Source organism: Pseudomonas sp. GW823-FHT06E10 (genome assembly GCF_058794995.1).
The window spans coordinates 72,262-90,389 of the sequence record NZ_JBXAHJ010000008.1; the positions used below are offsets into that span (position 1 = coordinate 72,262).

General features: G+C 60.4%; 15 protein-coding genes. 7 read left to right on the plus strand and 8 right to left on the minus strand.

Annotated elements, in window-relative coordinates; translation table 11 throughout:
* Window positions 1–6 precede the first annotated feature (6 nt).
* Window positions 7–2,952, plus strand: coding sequence for an HD domain-containing phosphohydrolase (locus tag AC1Q6Y_RS14915; RefSeq protein ID WP_492624745.1), 2,946 nt, complete (start codon window positions 7–9; stop codon window positions 2,950–2,952).
* Here the strand turns inward: AC1Q6Y_RS14915 and AC1Q6Y_RS14920 are convergent, their stop codons facing one another.
* Together AC1Q6Y_RS14920 and AC1Q6Y_RS14925 are read right to left on the minus strand one after the other, a co-directional pair.
* A complete protein-coding gene (locus AC1Q6Y_RS14920; protein WP_057713828.1) occupies window positions 2,953–3,435 on the minus strand; it encodes a GAF domain-containing protein in 483 nt (160 codons plus the stop codon). It lies immediately after the preceding gene.
* A complete protein-coding gene (locus AC1Q6Y_RS14925) occupies window positions 3,432–4,322 on the minus strand; it encodes an ATP-binding protein (protein WP_057713827.1) in 891 nt (296 codons plus the stop codon). The genes AC1Q6Y_RS14920 and AC1Q6Y_RS14925 overlap by 4 nt, the downstream gene beginning before the upstream one ends.
* A 123-nt stretch (window positions 4,323–4,445) precedes the next feature.
* Between AC1Q6Y_RS14925 and AC1Q6Y_RS14930 the strand changes: the two genes are divergently transcribed.
* Window positions 4,446–6,809: a hybrid sensor histidine kinase/response regulator gene (locus tag AC1Q6Y_RS14930; protein WP_349734923.1), complete on the plus strand. Its 2,364-nt coding sequence runs from the start codon at window positions 4,446–4,448 to the stop codon at window positions 6,807–6,809.
* On the opposite strand, the gene AC1Q6Y_RS14935 is transcribed toward AC1Q6Y_RS14930, so the two are convergent.
* From AC1Q6Y_RS14935 to msrB, 3 genes are all read right to left on the minus strand, one after another.
* The gene (locus AC1Q6Y_RS14935; RefSeq protein ID WP_057713825.1) at window positions 6,793–7,254 is read right to left on the minus strand and encodes a MarR family winged helix-turn-helix transcriptional regulator; all 462 of its coding nucleotides are present in this window, start codon (window positions 7,252–7,254) and stop codon (window positions 6,793–6,795) included. The genes AC1Q6Y_RS14930 and AC1Q6Y_RS14935 overlap by 17 nt on opposite strands.
* Window positions 7,251–7,736: a glutathione peroxidase gene (locus AC1Q6Y_RS14940; RefSeq protein WP_056727098.1), complete on the minus strand. Its 486-nt coding sequence runs from the start codon at window positions 7,734–7,736 to the stop codon at window positions 7,251–7,253. Before AC1Q6Y_RS14940 ends, AC1Q6Y_RS14935 begins: the two co-directional genes overlap by 4 nt.
* 195 nt (window positions 7,737–7,931) lie before the next feature.
* Window positions 7,932–8,327 carry a peptide-methionine (R)-S-oxide reductase MsrB gene (gene msrB, locus AC1Q6Y_RS14945; RefSeq protein ID WP_057716578.1) on the minus strand — a complete coding sequence of 132 codons (396 nt, stop codon included), beginning with the start codon at window positions 8,325–8,327 and terminating at the stop codon, window positions 7,932–7,934.
* A 226-nt stretch (window positions 8,328–8,553) separates the two neighbouring features.
* Here msrB and AC1Q6Y_RS14950 point away from each other — a divergent pair, with 226 nt between their 5' ends.
* Complete coding sequence (locus AC1Q6Y_RS14950; RefSeq protein WP_007973513.1) at window positions 8,554–9,765, plus strand: pyridoxal phosphate-dependent aminotransferase; 1,212 nt, start codon at window positions 8,554–8,556, stop codon at window positions 9,763–9,765.
* 316 nt (window positions 9,766–10,081) lie between these two features.
* Entirely contained in the window at window positions 10,082–10,972 is an 891-nt protein-coding gene (htpX, locus tag AC1Q6Y_RS14955; protein WP_007973520.1) for a protease HtpX, read from the plus strand.
* A gap of 181 nt (window positions 10,973–11,153) precedes the next feature.
* Here htpX and AC1Q6Y_RS14960 read toward each other — a convergent pair whose 3' ends face one another.
* Window positions 11,154–11,810: a thiopurine S-methyltransferase gene (locus AC1Q6Y_RS14960; protein WP_492624794.1), complete on the minus strand. Its 657-nt coding sequence runs from the start codon at window positions 11,808–11,810 to the stop codon at window positions 11,154–11,156.
* A gap of 102 nt (window positions 11,811–11,912) precedes the next feature.
* Between AC1Q6Y_RS14960 and AC1Q6Y_RS14965 the strand changes: the two genes are divergently transcribed.
* Window positions 11,913–12,680 carry a DODA-type extradiol aromatic ring-opening family dioxygenase gene (locus tag AC1Q6Y_RS14965; protein ID WP_223502456.1) on the plus strand — a complete coding sequence of 256 codons (768 nt, stop codon included), beginning with the start codon at window positions 11,913–11,915 and terminating at the stop codon, window positions 12,678–12,680.
* A 196-nt stretch (window positions 12,681–12,876) separates the two neighbouring features.
* Here the strand turns inward: AC1Q6Y_RS14965 and AC1Q6Y_RS14970 are convergent, their stop codons facing one another.
* A complete protein-coding gene (locus AC1Q6Y_RS14970) occupies window positions 12,877–14,550 on the minus strand; it encodes a DEAD/DEAH box helicase (protein WP_007973525.1) in 1,674 nt (557 codons plus the stop codon).
* A 423-nt stretch (window positions 14,551–14,973) separates the two neighbouring features.
* Here AC1Q6Y_RS14970 and AC1Q6Y_RS14975 point away from each other — a divergent pair, with 423 nt between their 5' ends.
* Complete coding sequence (locus AC1Q6Y_RS14975; RefSeq protein WP_090457063.1) at window positions 14,974–15,765, plus strand: crotonase/enoyl-CoA hydratase family protein; 792 nt, start codon at window positions 14,974–14,976, stop codon at window positions 15,763–15,765.
* A gap of 106 nt (window positions 15,766–15,871) precedes the next feature.
* On the opposite strand, the gene AC1Q6Y_RS14980 is transcribed toward AC1Q6Y_RS14975, so the two are convergent.
* The gene (locus tag AC1Q6Y_RS14980; RefSeq protein WP_057713821.1) at window positions 15,872–16,627 is read right to left on the minus strand and encodes a spermidine synthase; all 756 of its coding nucleotides are present in this window, start codon (window positions 16,625–16,627) and stop codon (window positions 15,872–15,874) included.
* Between the two features lie 150 nt (window positions 16,628–16,777).
* Here AC1Q6Y_RS14980 and AC1Q6Y_RS14985 point away from each other — a divergent pair, with 150 nt between their 5' ends.
* Window positions 16,778–18,124: a class II 3-deoxy-7-phosphoheptulonate synthase gene (locus AC1Q6Y_RS14985; RefSeq protein ID WP_150759484.1), complete on the plus strand. Its 1,347-nt coding sequence runs from the start codon at window positions 16,778–16,780 to the stop codon at window positions 18,122–18,124.
* Window positions 18,125–18,128: the final 4 nt, after the last annotated feature.

Here is an 18,128-nt window from a genome sequence, read left to right on the forward strand (position 1 = left end):
CCCGCAATGCCTGACCCACTGCGCACGGATCCACGCCGGTTTCCGCTGCATGTCCATATCAGCGTGATGTTCACCTTTTTGCTGTTGCTGACCGGGGCGGTGCTGGGGCTTTTCAACTACCGGCAAACCACACAGATCATCTTGTCCAGCAGCGAAAAACTCTTCAACCGCATTGAGCAGGATGTCCGCCTGGACCTGCACGCGACCTATGACCCCATTCGTCATCTGTTGAGCCTGCTGGCACTCAATCCGGCGGGCCAGTCCCCTGATCTGGAACAGCGCCTGGCACTGCTCGAACCGTTCAGCCAGTCACTCGAGGACAACCCCAACCTGGCTTCACTGTACCTGGGCTACGACAATGGTGACTTTTTCATGGTCCGCCCGCTGCGCACCCCGGAGGTCAAAGCCCTGGTCAAGGCTCCGGACACGGCGGTTTTCCAAGTCTGGAGCATCGAGCACGACAGCAACGGCCAGCCCCACTCCCAGTCGTTGTTTTTCGACCGGAGCCTGGCACTTGTCAGCCGTCAGGACAACCTGAACGACACGTACGACCCACGCAACCGCGCCTGGTTTACCAGCGCCCGCGGCGACAACGACCAGATCACGACCGAACCCTATATCTTCTTTTCCACCCACAACATCGGCACGACGCTGGCCCGACGCAGCGGCGACAAGGCAATCCTGGCCGCCGACCTGACTCTGGCCGAACTCAGCGCGACCCTGGCCAAGCACGTCGTGACCCCCAGTACCGAAATCGTGCTGTTCGATGCCGAAGGCAATGCCATTGCCTACCCCGACAGCCGCAAGCTGATCATCGATGATCAGACGTCCCGCCTGGTCAAGGCGGCGGACCTGAGCCCCGGCCTGGACGCGTTGCTCAATAGTCCCCCTCAGGGCAGTCGCCTGAACGCCAACGGCCGGCAGTGGATCGTGGCCCGCAGCCGCATGCAGGAAGGCGGCCCCCAAGGCCTGCAAATGGCGCTGCTGGTACCGGAAGACGAGTTGCTCGTCGACGCTTACCGGATGCGCTGGCAGGGTGCGCTGATTACCCTGGCAACCTTGCTGTTATGCGTGCCGTTGGGTTGGCTGACATCAAGAATCCTGGTCAAACCCTTGCGCGCCCTGGTGCAGGAGGCCGATGCGATTCGCAGTTTCGATTTCAATTTTCCGCTTTCCCGTCGCTCGCCGGTGCTCGAAGTCGACCAGTTGAGTGTGTCGATGGCACGAATGAAAGACACCCTGGCGAGCTTCTTCCAGATCACTGACAGCCTCAGCGCCGAAACCCGTTTCGCCCCGCTGCTGGAACGGGTGTTGTTTGAAACCGTGAAAATCGGCCAGGCCCAGGCCGGCCTGATCTATCTGCGCGAAGGTGATGGCGAGCACATGAAACCCCACGGGCTGGTCATCAATAACACCGCCGAAAACCTGCAAGACTTCGACATCCGCGGACACTCGCTCGAGAACCCGCAAAGCCCCCCATGGCTGCACCAGTTGGCCAACGTCGACAATGTCGTCAGCAACCTGGGGTTCGAGCAGGCGGGTGATCTGCAGAAAATCCTGCTCGCGCTGGAAAGCCCTCGGGTCCATCTGATCGGGATCCGCCTGCACAATCGCCACAACGAAACCGTGGGTCTGCTGGTGTTGCTCTTGGCCGACAGCGGCGAGCAGAGCGATCTGGACAAGCTGCGGCCGGACCGCATTGCGTTTCTCCAGGCGGTGTCCGGCGCGGCTGCCGTGTGCATCGAAAGCCAGCGCCTGCAAGCCCGGCAAAAACAGCTGCTGGACGCCTTCATTCAACTGCTGGCCGGCGCCATCGACGCCAAAAGCCCCTACACCGGCGGCCATTGCCAGCGCGTGCCGGAACTGACCCTGATGCTCGCCCAAGCGGCGGCAGCGAGCCAGGAACCCGCCTTCAGCGCCTATCAGCCGACCGAAGATGAATGGGAGGCACTGCACATCGCCGCCTGGCTGCACGATTGCGGCAAGGTCACCACCCCGGAATATGTCGTCGACAAAGCCACGAAGCTGGAAACCCTGACCGATCGTATCCACGAAATCCGTACCCGCTTCGAGGTACTCAAGTGCGATGCCTGGATCAGCTACTGGCGGGGCATTGCCCTGGGCGGTGACGAGCAACCGTTGGCGGAACTGCGCAATGCCAGCCTGGCCGGGCTCGATGACGATTTCGCCTTCGTTGCCCGCTGCAACCTCGGCGGCGAAGCCATGGCCGACGCTGACCTGCAACGCCTGCGCCGCCTGGCTGAACGAACCTGGACCCGGACCCTGGATGACCGGCTGGGCGTGTCCTGGGAAGAAAACCGGCGTCAGGCCCGAACGCCCGCCCCCAACCTGCCCGCCAGCGAACCGTTACTGGCGGACAAACCCGAGCACCTGTTCGAACGCAGCGAAAACGAAGTGATACCGCAAGACAATCCCCTGGGCTTCAAGCTCGACGTTCCGCCCCACAAATACAACCGGGGCGAGTTGTACAACCTGAGCATTGTCCGGGGCACCCTGACGAGCGAGGAGCGGTATGTCATCAATAACCACATCGTTCAGACGATACTGATGCTCAACCATCTGCCGTTCCCCGAGCACTTGCGCAGCGTCGCGGAAATAGCCGGCGGGCACCACGAAAAAATGGACGGCACCGGGTATCCGAAACGCTTGAAGCGAAAAGAAATGAGCCTGCCGGCGCGGATGATGGCGATTGCCGATATTTTCGAAGCGTTGACGGCCGCCGACCGCCCCTACAAAAAAGCCAAGACCTTGAGCGAGGCGCTGGGCATCATGGCGTTCATGTGCCGTGATGCCCACATCGACCCGGAGCTGTTCGGGCTGTTCATCAAGGCACAGATCTATTTGCAGTACGCCAGGCGCTTCCTCGACCCCGAGCAGATCGATGCGGTGGACGCGTCGGGTCTGCTGACCAAGGCCGGCCTGGCGTCTTGATCAGCAGTCGGTCAGGCGCAGGAAAATCGCCGCCAGCTGTTCGATTCCAGCCTGGTCCTGCGCGGTGAAGCGCGCGAGTTTCGGACTGTCGAGGTCGAGCACACCGATCAATCGGCCGTCCTTGACCAACGGCACCACCAGTTCGCTGTTCGAGGCACTGTCGCAAGCAATGTGACCGGGAAACGCGTGCACATCTTCGACTCGTTGGGTCTGCAGGGTGGCTGCCGCCGCCCCGCAAACGCCACGACCGAACGGAATCCGCACGCAAGCGATCTGCCCCTGAAACGGGCCCAGCACCAGTTCTTCATTACGGTTGAGGTAGAAACCGGCCCAGTTCAAATCATCGAGTTGATTGAACAGAAACGCCGAGAACTGTGCGGCATTGGCGATGAAATCCCGCTCGTCCGCCAGCAATGATTCCAGCTGCGCGTGTAGCATGCCGTAGCCTTCGAGGCCCTGGCCGCTCTTTTGTAAATCGATCATGCCTTGTGCTCCAACAGTTTCAGCCCGACCCAGTAACGGGCAAATTGATAGGCGCAACGCCCATTGCGGTTGCCTCGGCCGGTGGCCCAGCGTACCGCCAGAATGTCCAGCTCTTCGGTGCGCTGCCACGCCAGTCCGGCCTTGCCCGCCAACTGGCCGATCCAGTGCTCGACGACGTCGAGGAAGTGTTCCTGGGTAAACGGATAGAACGACAGCCACAGGCCGAAGCGGTCCGACAGTGCGATCTTGTCTTCCACCGCCTCACTCGGATGCAGTTCGCCGTCGACCCGTTTCCAGTTTTCGTTGTCACTTTCCTTTTCCGGCACCAGGTGGCGACGGTTGGACGTGGCGTACAACAAAACGTTGTCCGGCGCCTGTTCCAGGGAGCCATCAAGGACGCTCTTGAGCACTCGGTAATCCCCCTCGCCCGACTCGAACGAGAGATCATCGCAAAACAGCACGAAACGCTGGGGCAGTTTGCCGATCTGTTCGACCACCCGCGGCAGGTCTGCCAGGTGATCACGCTCAATCTCGATCAAGCGCAAACCGGCGTGAGCGTGTTCGGCCAACAAGGCGCGCACCAGCGACGACTTGCCGGTGCCGCGCGAGCCCCAGAGCAAGGCATGGTTGGCCGGCATGCCGTCAAGGAATTGCCGGGTATTGCGCCCAAGCTGCTCGACTTGCCGATCGACGCCGATCAGGTCCGACAAACGCATGTCGAGGCTGACCTCCAGCGGCATCAGATAACCGCCGCGCGACTCACGCTGCCAGCGCGCGGCCAGGCATTGCGTCCAGTCGATGGCTGGCCGTGGCGCCGGCAGCAACGGCTCGATACGGGCCAGAACGGCATCGGCGCGTTCAAGAAAAGCATTCAATCGGGAATCCACGACTTCTCCTCGGGCACGTTCACGGTAATGATGGTGATACAGCGACGAAACACAGCGTCACACAAGCGGCTACCCCCGCGGTACAGCCCTCGCGAGAACATCAGCAGGCAGGCATGATCGACTATGCTTGAGCAGCGAAAGGAAACGGAAGTGGTTCACCCCCCCATGGACATCAAATTCACCAACCGGCTGTCATTCAAGCAAGCCCGGCTTACCGTGCTGGTCGGTTTCATTCTGGGCACGCTGCTCAGCCTGCTGCAAATAGGCATCGATTATGCCAGTGAAGACGCCTCCATCAATCGTGAAATCCTTTCATTGCTGGAAATCAGCCACAACCCGGCCTCGCGAATCGCCTACAACATCGACGCCGAACTCGCCAAGGAACTGACCCTGGGCCTGCTGCGCTCGCCAGCGATCATTAGCGCAAAACTGATCGACAACAACGGCACCGTGCTGGCCAACGTCAAGCGACCCGGTGTGGAAAACGGTTACAGGATGCTCAGTGACTTCCTGTTCGGCGCCAGCCGACAGTTCGAAGACCGGCTTTACCTGGATAATTTACCCAACGAATCCCTGGGTACGCTGCGGCTGAAAGTCGATACTTACGCCTTCGGCAACCGGTTCCTGCGCCGGGCCGAAGTGACCCTGCTCAATGGTTTCGCCCGCAGCCTGCTGCTGTCCGGCATCCTGCTGGCGCTGTTCTATGTGATGCTGACCAAACCCCTGGTGCGGGTCATCCGTGAACTCAGCGGTCGCGACCCGAGCAGCACCGAGCCGACCTCGCTGGAGTGTCCCGCCGGGCACGCCAACGATGAGATCGGCGTGTTGGTCAAGGTTGCCAACCAGCAATTCAGGAACATCGCCACCGAAATCCAGCAGCGGCGCAACGCGGAAAACCGCCTGACCGAGTACCTGGGCCAACTGGAAAACATCGTCTCGGCCCGCACTGCCGAACTCAAGGCGATCAACGACCGGCTGAGCCAATCCAACGAGGAACTGGAAGCCGCCCGCAGCACAGCACTGGACATGGCCGAAGCCCGCTCGGTGTTCCTGGCCAACATGAGCCATGAAATCCGCACGCCCCTCAATGGCTTGCTCGGGATGATCGCGCTATCCCTCGACGGACCGCTCAATGCCGAACAACAGCAGCAACTGTCGATCGCCCATGACTCGGGTAAAGTGCTGGTGGAATTGCTCAACGATATTCTCGATTTGTCGAAGTTCGATGCCGGCCAACTCGAACTCGAACACATCCCCTTCGACCTGGGCTCGCTGATCGAAGACACCGCCAACCTGTTGTCGCAGAACGCCGCCCCTAGCGTCGAACTGACCTGCCTGATCGATCCGCATTTCCCGGCACTGGTGCTCGGCGATCCGACCCGGGTGCGGCAGATCGTCAGTAACCTGCTGTCCAACGCCCTCAAGTTCACCCGTTTCGGGCGGGTCGACGTGCGCCTGTCGACGTTCGGCGACGGCGTCAGGATCGAAGTCTGCGACACCGGCATCGGCATCCCTCAGGAGGCCCAGGTCAAGATCCTCCAGCCTTTCACCCAGGCCGGTGCCGGTATTACCCGTCAATTTGGCGGCACCGGGCTGGGCCTGGCCCTGACCTATAACCTTTGCGAAGCCATGCAGGGGCGCCTGACCATCAGCTCCGAGGCGGGTTTTGGCAGCCAGTTCTGCGCGGAGTTGCCATTGCCCAGCCATACCCGTGCAATGCCAGCTGTTTCACTCAGGGGCAAAGTCATTGCCATCACAGCCGCCAGCAGCGGACTGGGGGAACTGTTGAACAGCCTGTTGCCTGTCTGGGGGCTGGACTATGAACGGCGTTCCATGGATGACCCATTGCTTGGCCTGGCAGCCGACGTGCTCATCACCGACTGCCCCGAATGCCTGTTCAGTTTGCGCCCCACTCTCAGCGCGCCAATCCTGCTGATCACCGCGTATGGCAACTTCATGCCCAGCGAAGAGGTCAACGCACTCGCCCCCTTGCAACAGCAGGCCCGCCCTTTGGCCCGCAGTATGCTACTTCAAACGTTGCGCAGGATCCTGCAACCGCAAACCCAACCGGTCAACGAGGCTCGACTCGACACACAATGCCCGCAACGCCGCGGGCGCGTACTGTTAGTGGAAGACAACCCGGTCAACCAGTTGGTGGCCAAGGGCATGCTCGGCAAACTCGGCTGCGAGGTCACCACCGCCGCTCATGGTGGCGAGGCACTGGATCAACTCGAGCAACGGGATTTCGACCTGGTGCTGATGGACTGCAACATGCCGGTAATGGACGGCTATGAAGCCAGCCGGCAAATCCGCCGCAGCGGACGCTGGCCCCAACTACCCATCGTTGCCCTGACGGCCAACGCCATGTCGGAGGAGCGTGAACGCTGTCGTGCCGCGGGCATGAGCGACTACCTGGCCAAACCCTTCCGGCGCGAAGAACTGGCCGCCCTGCTGGACCTGTGGATCCCCGCTATGACAGCGCCTTGATCTGCCCCAACAGGTGATCGAGGCCATCGCGCAATTCGTTGAGACGATTCAGATCGACCCCGCTGTCGCACAACAGGCGCGCCTTGAGTGGCCCAACCTGTTCGCGCAAGGCCGTGCCGGCTGGCGACAGGCTCAGGTGCACTTCACGTTCATCGCGCGCCGAACGCTGACGCTGCACCAGTTGCAGTTGTTCCAGGCGCTTGAGCAAGGGTGTCAGCGTGCCGGAATCCAGAGCCAAACGCTCGCCCAATGCCTTGACGGTCGGTTGCTCCGGGGTCGCTTCCTGCCACTCCCATAAAACCAGCATCGCCAGGTACTGAGGGTAAGTCAGGCCCAACTGATCGAGCATTGGCTTGTAGCCGCGAATCACCGCCCGGGATGCCGCGTACAGCTTGAAGCACAACTGGCTGTCGAGCTTCAGGGAATCGACTGACAAGGTGTTCATTTGAGCAGGGCTTCGATCTCGCGGGTCAGGTCCTGCGGCTTGGTCGCCGGAGCGAAGCGCTTGACCAGTTGCCCGTCCTTGCCGATCAGGAACTTGGTGAAGTTCCACTTGATGCCCTGGGAACCCAGCACCCCCGGTGCGCGCTTTTTCAATTGCACGAACAGCGGATGGGCATCGGCACCATTGACGTCGATCTTTTTGAACAGCGGGAAGCTGACACCGAAGTTCAGCTCGCAGAACTCGGAGATCGCCCCTTCATTGCCCGGCTCTTGCTTGCCGAACTGGTTGCAGGGAAAGCCGAGCACCACCAGGCCCTGGTCCTTGTAGGTCTGCCACAGCTCTTCCAGGCCTTTGTACTGCGGAGTGAAACCGCACTTGCTGGCCGTGTTGACCACCAACACGGCTTTGCCGGCGAAATCCGCCAGAGTCTTTTGCTCACCCTTGATCGTGGTGCAAGGAATGCTCAGCAGGTTGTCGCTCATGTTTGAGGTTCCGATTGAATGGAAGAGATAACAAAATAGCGAGCAATTGAATTGTGTGCAATTTAAATTATCGAACGCCAATCCACTGTAGGAGCGAGCTTGCTCGCGATGGACCAGAGAACAACTCGGGGCACCAGGCTTCCCGCGTTATCGTTGACGACCATTGCGAGCAAGCTCGCTCCTACAGGGCTCCCATTACACGCGCGGCACCAGGTCCAGGCACACCGAATTGATGCAGTAACGCAGGCCCGTTGGCGGCGGGCCGTCAGGAAAAACGTGCCCCAGGTGCGCGTCGCATTTGGCGCAGACCACTTCGGTGCGGATCATGCCGTGGCTGACATCACGGATTTCGGTCATGGCGCTGTCGCCGATCGGCGCGTAGAAGCTCGGCCAGCCGCAACCCGAGTCGAACTTGGTTTTGGAGTCGAACAGCGGCTCGTTACAGCAGATGCAGTGGTAGATACCGTCGGTCTTGGTGGCGTTGTACTTGCCGGAAAACGGTCGTTCGGTGCCTTTGAGGCGGCACACGTTGTACTGCTCCGGGTCGAGCATCGCCTTCCATTCTTCCAGGGTTTTTTCCAACTTTTCCATCATCACACCTCAGCGGCTGAAAAAGCCCGATCTGTACCTTTTCCACGGATCGGGCGGCACGTATGATTGCGCCTCGTCAAACGCCAGTCTGGCAGCCAGACCACGCGCATTCAAACGGAAATATGGGTGCTGCATCTCAAGGCGTCAGGCCTGTGTGAATACGCAGGATTCCCAGCACGGTTGCCCAAACGCCGTCTGGATCGTTCATTTTCGGGAACACATCGCCATGCAGGTCAGCAAATCGAACAAGCTCGCCAACGTCTGCTACGACATTCGCGGCCCGGTGCTCAAGCACGCCAAGCGCCTGGAAGAGGAAGGCCATCGCATCCTCAAGCTGAACATCGGCAACCCGGCGCCCTTTGGTTTCGAAGCACCGGATGAAATCCTCCAGGACGTAATCCGCAACCTGCCGACCGCCCAGGGCTACAGCGATTCCAAGGGCCTGTTCAGTGCGCGCAAGGCCGTCATGCAGTACTACCAGCAAAAGCAGGTGGAAGGCGTCGGCATTGAAGACATCTACCTGGGCAACGGCGTTTCCGAACTGATCGTGATGTCGATGCAGGCCCTGCTCAACAACGGCGACGAAGTGCTGGTGCCAGCGCCGGACTATCCGTTGTGGACCGCAGCGGTGAGCCTATCGGGCGGTAACCCGGTGCATTACCTGTGCGACGAGCAAGCCAACTGGTGGCCAGACCTGGCCGACATCAAGGCCAAGATCACCCCGAACACGAAAGCCCTGGTGATCATCAACCCGAACAACCCGACCGGCGCGGTGTACTCCAAAGAAGTCCTGCTGGGCATGCTGGAACTGGCTCGCCAGCACAATCTGGTGGTGTTCTCCGACGAGATCTACGACAAGATCCTCTACGATGACGCCGTGCACATCTGCACCGCCTCCCTGGCGCCGGACCTGCTCTGCCTGACCTTCAACGGCCTGTCCAAGTCCTATCGCGTGGCCGGTTTCCGTTCCGGCTGGATCGCCATCTCCGGCCCGAAACACCACGCCCAGAGCTACATCGAAGGCATCGACATGCTGGCCAACATGCGCCTGTGTGCCAACGTGCCGAGCCAGCATGCGATCCAGACCGCCCTGGGTGGCTATCAGAGCATCAATGACCTGGTGCTGCCCCAGGGCCGCCTGCTGGAGCAACGCAACCGCACCTGGGAGTTGCTCAACGACATTCCGGGCGTGAGCTGCGTCAAGCCGATGGGGGCGCTGTATGCATTCCCGCGGATCGACCCCAAGGTCTGCCCGATCCATAACGACGAAAAGTTCGTCCTCGACCTGCTGCTCTCCGAGAAGCTGCTGGTGGTTCAAGGCACCGCTTTCAACTGGCCATGGCCAGACCACTTCCGCGTCGTGACCCTGCCCCGTGTCGATGACCTGGAGATGGCCATCGGACGCATCGGCGGCTTCCTCAAGTCCTACCGCCAGTAAGTGATCTGTCACCGTGCGACGTTCCCGAACGTCGCACGGTGATTCATCCGGCAACATTTGTTTGCATTGCGCCACTGACAGTCGCCTTGACCGCTGCCGGATCGCGCCTTGCCTGCTCGCGCCTAACAAAGGCGGGGCCTTCGACATGAATCGACTGACAAACACTTCCCGCATACTTGTCGGAAATACCCTGCAAGCAGCTAGACTGTTGCCGTAGGACACAGTTTGAAATAGTCACCCGGTTGAATACCCCGGTGCAGCACCTTATATACCCCGCAGTACGCCACATCTTTAGCATGAGGAGATTTCTACAACCATGATGCGCATCCTGCTGTTCTTGGCCACTAACCTGGCGGTCGTGCTGATTGCCAGCATCACCCTGAGCCTTTTCGGCTTCAACGGGTTCATGGCGGCCAATGGGGTTGACCTCAACCTCAATCAGCTGCTGATCTTCTGTGCGGTCTTTGGTTTCGCAGGTTCGCTGTTCTCGCTGTTCATCTCCAAGTGGATGGCGAAGATGAGCACCAGCACCCAGATCATCACCCAGCCACGCACCCGTCACGAGCAATGGCTGCTGCAAACCGTCGAGCAACTGTCTCGCGAAGCCGGGATCAAGATGCCCGAAGTCGGTATCTTCCCGGCCTACGAGGCGAACGCCTTCGCCACCGGCTGGAACAAGAACGACGCATTGGTCGCGGTCAGCCAGGGATTGCTCGAGCGCTTCTCGCCGGATGAAGTGAAAGCCGTCCTGGCCCACGAAATCGGTCACGTGGCCAATGGTGACATGGTCACCCTGGCGTTGATCCAGGGCGTGGTGAACACCTTCGTGATGTTCTTCGCACGGATCATCGGCAATTTCGTCGACAAGGTGATCTTCAAGAACGAAGAAGGCCAGGGTATTGCCTACTACGTGGCGACCATCTTCGCCGAACTGGTTCTGGGCATCCTGGCCAGCGCCATCGTCATGTGGTTCTCGCGCAAGCGTGAATTCCGTGCCGACGAAGCCGGTGCAAACCTGGCTGGCACCGCCGCGATGATTGGCGCCCTGCAACGCCTGCGGGCGGAACAAGGACTGCCGGTGCATATGCCCGACACCCTGAACGCCTTCGGCATCAACGGTGGCATCAAGCAAGGCTTCGCTCGCATGTTCATGAGCCACCCGCCGCTGGAAGAGCGCATCGACGCTCTGGCTCGTCGTCGGGGCTGATACACCCCACAGCAAAGCAAAAGGCCCGCAGCGATGCGGGCCTTTTTTTGTCTGCAGATTGCCGCGGTGCTCATTCTGGCCTCATCGCGAGCAGGCTCGCTCCCACACAGGTTCTGAGTCGCACACAAATTCCCTGTGGGAGCGAGCTTGCTCGCGATGAGGCCAGTACAGCCAGCCACTATTACCGACTGGAAACCCGATAAACCCGCTCCTCAAGCCGCGTGACACCCGCCTCCAGGAATTTCCCGCTCTCGCTCAACACATCCTGATCTTCCAGGATCTTCAGCGCCCATGAGTCCCCGAACAACCGCCGCACCTCATCATCGAGCACAGCAAACGGCGGGCCGGGCATTTGCGCCTGGTCATAGTCCAGGGTAATCACCAGGCCGTGGGACTCCTTCGGCAATATCCGCTTCAAATGGGCGGCGTAGCGCTCTCGCATTTCCGCCGGCAGCGCGATCAACGCCGCGCGATCATAAAGCGCGGAGCAGTCGGCCACATCGCCTGCCGTCAGCTCGAAGAAATCGCCGCACCACAGCTCAATGGAACCTGCCCGATAAACCTTGAACGGCCCCTGCTCACTGATGGCCGGATCAAAGCCATGTTCGCTGAAAAACTCCTCGATGGCTTTTTCCGACAGTTCGACCCCCAAGACCTCATGGCCTTGATGGGCGAGCCATAGCAAATCCAGGCTTTTTCCACATAACGGCACCAACACGCGTGCGCCTTCTTCAAGGCTTAACGCTGGCCAGAACCGCTTCAGATGAGGGTTCACCTGCGGCAGATGAAAGCCGATCTGGTTCGCCGCCCATTTCTTGTGCCAAAACTCCGGCTGCATAAATAACCCCGAAAATTCGATCAAAACACTCTAAAACTTATATTAGATTTAGATTAATGATCTGACTGAAGATGTTGCATCTTAACTCTCAGGAGCTCATTCATGTTCCCCAGCCTGTACATATCCCACGGCTCCCCCATGCTCGCCCTGGAACCCGGCGCCAGCGGGCCGGCACTTGCCCGCCTGGCCACCGAGATACCGAAGCCCAAGGCCATCGTGATTGTTTCCGCGCACTGGGAAAGCAATGAGCTGCTGGTCAGCGGCAATCCACAACCGGAAACCTGGCATGACTTCGGCGGCTTCCCCAAAGCCCTGTTCGAAGTCCAGTACCCGGCTCCCGGTGACCCACGACTCGCCGCCGAGGTTGCCGAATTATTGAAAACCGCTGGCTTTGCTGCACGTATCGACAGCAATCGGCCTTTCGACCATGGCGTCTGGGTGCCTTTATCGCTGATGTATCCGCAGGCTGACATCCCGATTGTCCAGGTTTCATTGCCCACCCGTGGCGGTCCTGCCCTGCAGACCCGTGTTGGCCACGCGCTGGCCAGCCTGCGCGAGCATGGCGTCCTGCTGATCGGCTCCGGCAGCATCACTCACAACCTGCGGGAACTGGACTGGCATGCCGGCCCCGAGAGCGTTGAGCCCTGGGCCCTGGCGTTTCGCGACTGGATGATCGACAAACTCGCAGCGAACGACGAAGCCGCGCTGCACGACTATCGCGCGCAGGCGCCAAACGCTGTACGCAATCATCCGAGTGATGAGCACTTGTTGCCGTTGTACTTTGCCCGCGCCGCTGGCGGGCAGTTCAGCGTTGCTCACCAAGGGTTCACCATGGGAGCGCTGGGCATGGATATTTACCGCTTCGGCTGACAGACAGACCGCTTCGCGAGCAAGCCCGCTCCCACATTTGATCGCATTCTTTCTGAAGTAACGCGGTCGTCTGTGGGAGCGGGCTTGCTCGCGAAGGGGGCACCGCCACTCTTCAGCCGGGCTTGAACTGCAGGCAAAAAAAATCCCCGAACCAGTCGGGGATTTTTCATGTTCGATCAATCAGCCCGAGAGCGGATCAATCTTCGCGGTAGCGACGCAGCTTCAACTGCTTACCGGCAACGCGAGTGTCCTTCAGCTTGGTCAGCAACTTCTCCAGACCATCTTCCGGCAGCTCGACGAGGCTGAAGCTGTCACGCACCTGGATGCGACCGATCGCTTCACGCGCCAGGCCACCTTCGTTGAGGATGGCGCCCAGCAGGTTCTTGGCGGCGATACCGTCACGCGCGCCCAGCGCGGTACGGCAACGTGCACGACCTTCGCCCAGTGGCATCGGAGCGCGACGCTCGCGGTCACCACGCTCAGGACGATCACCGGAACGCTCTGGACGATCGCCACGTGGTGCATTGTTCGGCACCAGTGGACGCTCTTTCTCGATAGCGGCCAGGTTCAGCGCTTGACCGTTGGTAGCCTTGCGCAGCAGGGCTGCGGCCAGGGCACGCGGACTGCAACCGATGTCGGCGGTCAGGCGATCGAGCAGATCACCGTGGGTCGATTCGGCTTCAGCCACCAGCGGCGACAGGCTGTTGGTGAGCTTCTTGATGCGCGCATCCAGAACGGCTTGAGCGTCCGGCAGGCGAACTTCAGCAACCTTTTGACCGGTTACACGCTCGATCACTTGCAGCATGCGGCGCTCACGCGGAGTCACCAGCAGCAGTGCACGACCTTCGCGACCGGCACGGCCGGTACGGCCGATACGGTGAACGTAGGACTCTGGATCGTACGGCATGTCAACGTTGAACACGTGAGTGATGCGCGGAACGTCCAGGCCACGAGCGGCAACGTCGGTCGCCACAACGATGTCCAGACGGCCATCCTTGAGGGAGTCGATCACGCGCTCACGCTGGTTCTGGGCGATGTCACCGTTCAGCGCAGCGGCTTTGTAGCCTTTGGCTTCCAGGGCACTGGCCAGGTCCAGGGTCGCTTGCTTGGTGCGCACGAACATGATCAGGGCGTCGAAATCTTCCACTTCCAGCAAGCTGAGAACGGCCGAAGTCTTCTGGTCAGCGTGAACCAGCAGGTGAGCCTGCTCGATCGCGGTAACGGTCTGGGTCTTGCTCTGAATCTTGACGTGCTTCGGATCGCGCAGGTGGCGTTCGGCGATGGCACGGATCGATTGAGGCAAGGTGGCCGAGAACAGTACGGTCTGACGGGTTTCCGGCATGGCCTTGAAGATGACTTCCAGGTCGTCCATGAAGCCCAGCTTGAGCATTTCGTCGGCTTCGTCGAGAACCAGGTGGTTCACGGTCGCCAGTACTTTTTCGTCGCGACGCAGGTGGTCGCACAGACGGCCCGGAGTGGCGACAACGATTTGTGCGCCATTACGGATTGCTTTCAGTTGTGGGCCCATCGGCGCGCCGCCGTAGACAGCCACAACAGTCACGCCCGGCATTTGCTTGGCGTAGGTTTCGAAAGCGGTTGCAACTTGTAGCGCCAACTCACGAGTTGGGGCCAGGATCAGAGCTTGCGGCTCGCGCTTGGACGGATCAATGCGGTGCAGAATTGGCAGGGCAAAGGCAGCGGTTTTACCGGTACCGGTTTGCGCCTGACCAATCATATCGTGACCGGCGAGAATGATCGGGATCGACTGCTGCTGAATGGCCGAAGGCTCTTCATAGCCGGTAGCGACTACTGCAGCGACAATATTTGGATGAAGTTCAAGAGCGGCGAAGCCGCCGATTTCCTGGGTCATGGGTCTGCCTCTAAGTGCATCCGCAAAGACCCATGCTCCAAAGCTGCACATGCCGTGTTGAGACTCAAGAGTCGCCCTGGCAGCTTTGTCGGCGGGGATTTGCGAAAACGAATGAATGAAAAGAATCGTCAAGGAAGAGTCCGCTGGGCGGACGTGCAGCCGAAGCTGGCTTCGGGGAATTGCGCTACCTAAACGCGGCCCGGTTAAAGGCCGGCGCGCACTATACCGGAATTCGCCCAAAAAGGGAGCTTTTTTTATCGGAAATCCACCGGATACACCGTTGTGTAACAGGCTTTGCGAATAATCGGTCAGCCGTCTATTTTTCAAAGGCCCGGCCTTGCGGGTGATGGCGCTAAAACGGTTCACCCTTTACCGTGCAGACCGCCGGTCTGGCACGCCTTTCCCACCCCCGAGGAACGCTCCATGAATCAGCCCAGCTCCAGTCGAGTCAGCCGCGAACGGCATGGTCATGTGTTCCTGATAGGTCTGGATCGGGTGGCCAAGCGCAATGCCTTCGATCTCGACCTGCTCAACGCGTTGAGCCTGGCCTATGGCGAGTTCGAAGCCGACAGCGAGGCGCGGGTGGCGGTGGTGTTCGCTCATGGCGAACACTTCACCGCCGGGCTCGACCTGGTCAATGCCAGCGTCACACTGACAGATGGCTGGCAGGTTCCACCCGGCGGCTGTGATCCGTGGGCGGTGTTCGCAGGTCCCAGGGTCAGCAAACCGGTAATCGTCGCCGCCCAGGGCTATTGCCTGACCATCGGCATCGAGTTGATGCTGGCCGCCGACATCAACCTGTGCGCCAGCAACACCCGGTTCGCGCAGATGGAAGTGCAACGCGGAATCTTCCCGTTCGGCGGTGCGACCCTGCGCCTGCATCAAGTGGCCGGCTGGGGCAATGCCATGCGCTGGTTGTTGACCGGTGATGAATTCGACGCCCGTGATGCCTTGCACCTGGGTCTGGTGCAGGAGGTCATGGCCAGTGAGGACTTGCTGCCCCGGGCGATTGAACTGGCCGAACGGATCGCCCGTCAGGCACCGCTTGGGGTGCAGGCGACGCTGATGTCTGCGCGACAGGCCCGGTATGAAGGGGAAACCGCGGCGGCACAGGCGTTGCCGCAGCTAGTCAAGAAGTTGATGGCTACCGAGGACGTCAAGGAAGGTGTGCGGTCGATGGTGGAGCGGCGGCCGGGCGTGTTCAAAGGGGTTTAGCCTTGTATTGCCAGTAAGAAAGCTATCGCGAGCAAGCTCGCTCCCACAGGGGATCGCGGTCAAATGTGGGAGCGAGCCTGCTCGCGATAGGGCCATCACTGACAACTCAGGTAGCCGGACGAATGCACTTGATCAACGAATCCAGCGAGTACCCCAACCGCGGCGCCAGCGCTTCGGCGCGGGCGATCAGGCCGTCCATGTCCAGTTCCTGGTCCAGCTCCGACGGCACGATCAGAATCACGTTGCCCTCCTTCACCGGCAGCTCCCAGTAATGTCGGTGATACAAACCGCGCAATAAGGCGGCGCCCAGAGGTTTGCCATCGTCGGTCGCCCACTGATTGATGACCAGCCAGCCACCCGGATTCAATCGCTTCTGGCAGTTTTCCAGAAAGCTCCAGGCCAGATGACCGACGCCCGGACCGACATCGGTATAAAGGTCGACGAAAATCAGGTCGGCCGACTCAGCGGTGTCCAGCAGTTCCAGCGCATCGCCAACGCGGATGTACAGGCGCGGATCGTCATCCAGCCCCAGATATTCAATAGCCAGGCGCGGTACGTCCGGGCGTAGTTCGATGGCTTCGACATCTTCCAGCGGCAGGAACTTGAGGCAGGCCTGGGTCAGCGTCCCGGCGCCGAGGCCGAGAAACAGCGCACTTTCCGGTTGCTGGTGGCACAGCGCACCAATCAGCATCGCCCGGGTGTAGTCGTACTCGAGCCAGCTCGGATCGGCCGTGAACACGCAGCTTTGCTCGATGGCATCACCGAATTCGAGAAAACGGTAATCGGCCACTTCCAGCACACGAATCACGCCGAACTCGTCCTGTACCTCGGCGAGCAGATGCTCGACGCGCTCCTCAGTCATTTCATCTCCTGATCGTCACCGGGGCCGGCAACGCAATAACACCGCGTGTAGAGAGCGGCAAAGGCGAGATTGTCGGCGAAGCGACAGGAACAGGTCACGCACTAATTTGCTGATAACATGGACGTCCGAGCGAAAACACTAGAGACCGTGATGAGCCAACCCTGGAGCCCTGACAGCTGGCGCGCCCTGCCGATCCAGCAACAACCCCGATACCCCGACGCCGCGCATCTGCAGCAGGTCGAGCAGACCCTGGCCAGCTATCCGCCACTGGTGTTTGCCGGTGAAGCCCGGGAGTTGCGCCGTCAGTTTGCCGAGGTGACCCAGGGCCGCGCGTTTCTATTGCAGGGTGGCGACTGCGCCGAAAGCTTCGCCGAATTCTCCGCGGCGAAAATCCGCGACACCTTCAAGGTGTTGTTGCAGATGGCGATCGTGATGACCTTTGCCGCCGGCTGCCCAGTGGTCAAGGTCGGGCGCATGGCCGGGCAGTTCGCCAAGCCCCGTTCGGCCAATGACGAAACCATCGATGGCGTGACCTTGCCCGCCTACCGTGGCGACATCGTCAACGGCATCGGTTTCGACGAAAAAAGCCGCGTGCCGGACCCGGAACGCCTGCTGCAGTCCTATCACCAGTCCACCGCCACCCTGAACCTGTTGCGTGCATTTGCCCAGGGCGGCTTTGCCGATCTGCACCAGGTGCACAAGTGGAACCTGGACTTCATTGCCAACTCGGCGCTGGCGGAAAAATACAGCCACCTGGCCGACCGTATCGATGAAACCCTGGCATTCATGCGCGCCTGCGGCATGGACAGCTCGCCGCAGTTGCGCGAAACCAGTTTCTTCACCGCCCACGAAGCGCTGCTGCTGAACTACGAAGAAGCCTTCGTGCGTCGCGACAGCCTGACCAACGACTACTACGACTGCTCGGCCCACATGCTGTGGATCGGCGACCGCACCCGTCAGCTGGACGGCGCCCACGTCGAATTCCTGCGCGGGGTGAACAACCCGATCGGGGTCAAGGTCGGCCCGAGCATGAACCCGGACGACCTGATTCGCTTGATCGACGTGCTCAACCCGCAGAACGATCCGGGTCGCCTGAACCTGATCGCGCGGATGGGCGCGAACAAGGTCGGCGATCACTTGCCTCAGCTGATCCGCGCCGTCCAGCGTGAAGGCAAGCAGGTGCTGTGGAGTTCCGACCCGATGCACGGCAACACGATCAAGGCCAGCAGCGGCTACAAGACCCGCGACTTTGCGCAGATCCTTGGCGAGGTGAAGCAGTTCTTCCAGGTACACGAAGCCGAAGGCAGTTATGCCGGGGGTATCCACATTGAAATGACCGGGCAGAACGTGACCGAGTGCATCGGTGGTGCGCGCCCGATCACCGAAGATGGCTTGTCGGATCGCTACCACACCCACTGCGACCCGCGGATGAATGCCGATCAGTCGCTGGAGCTGGCGTTTTTGATTGCTGAAACCTTGAAGCAGGTTCGGCGCTAGATTT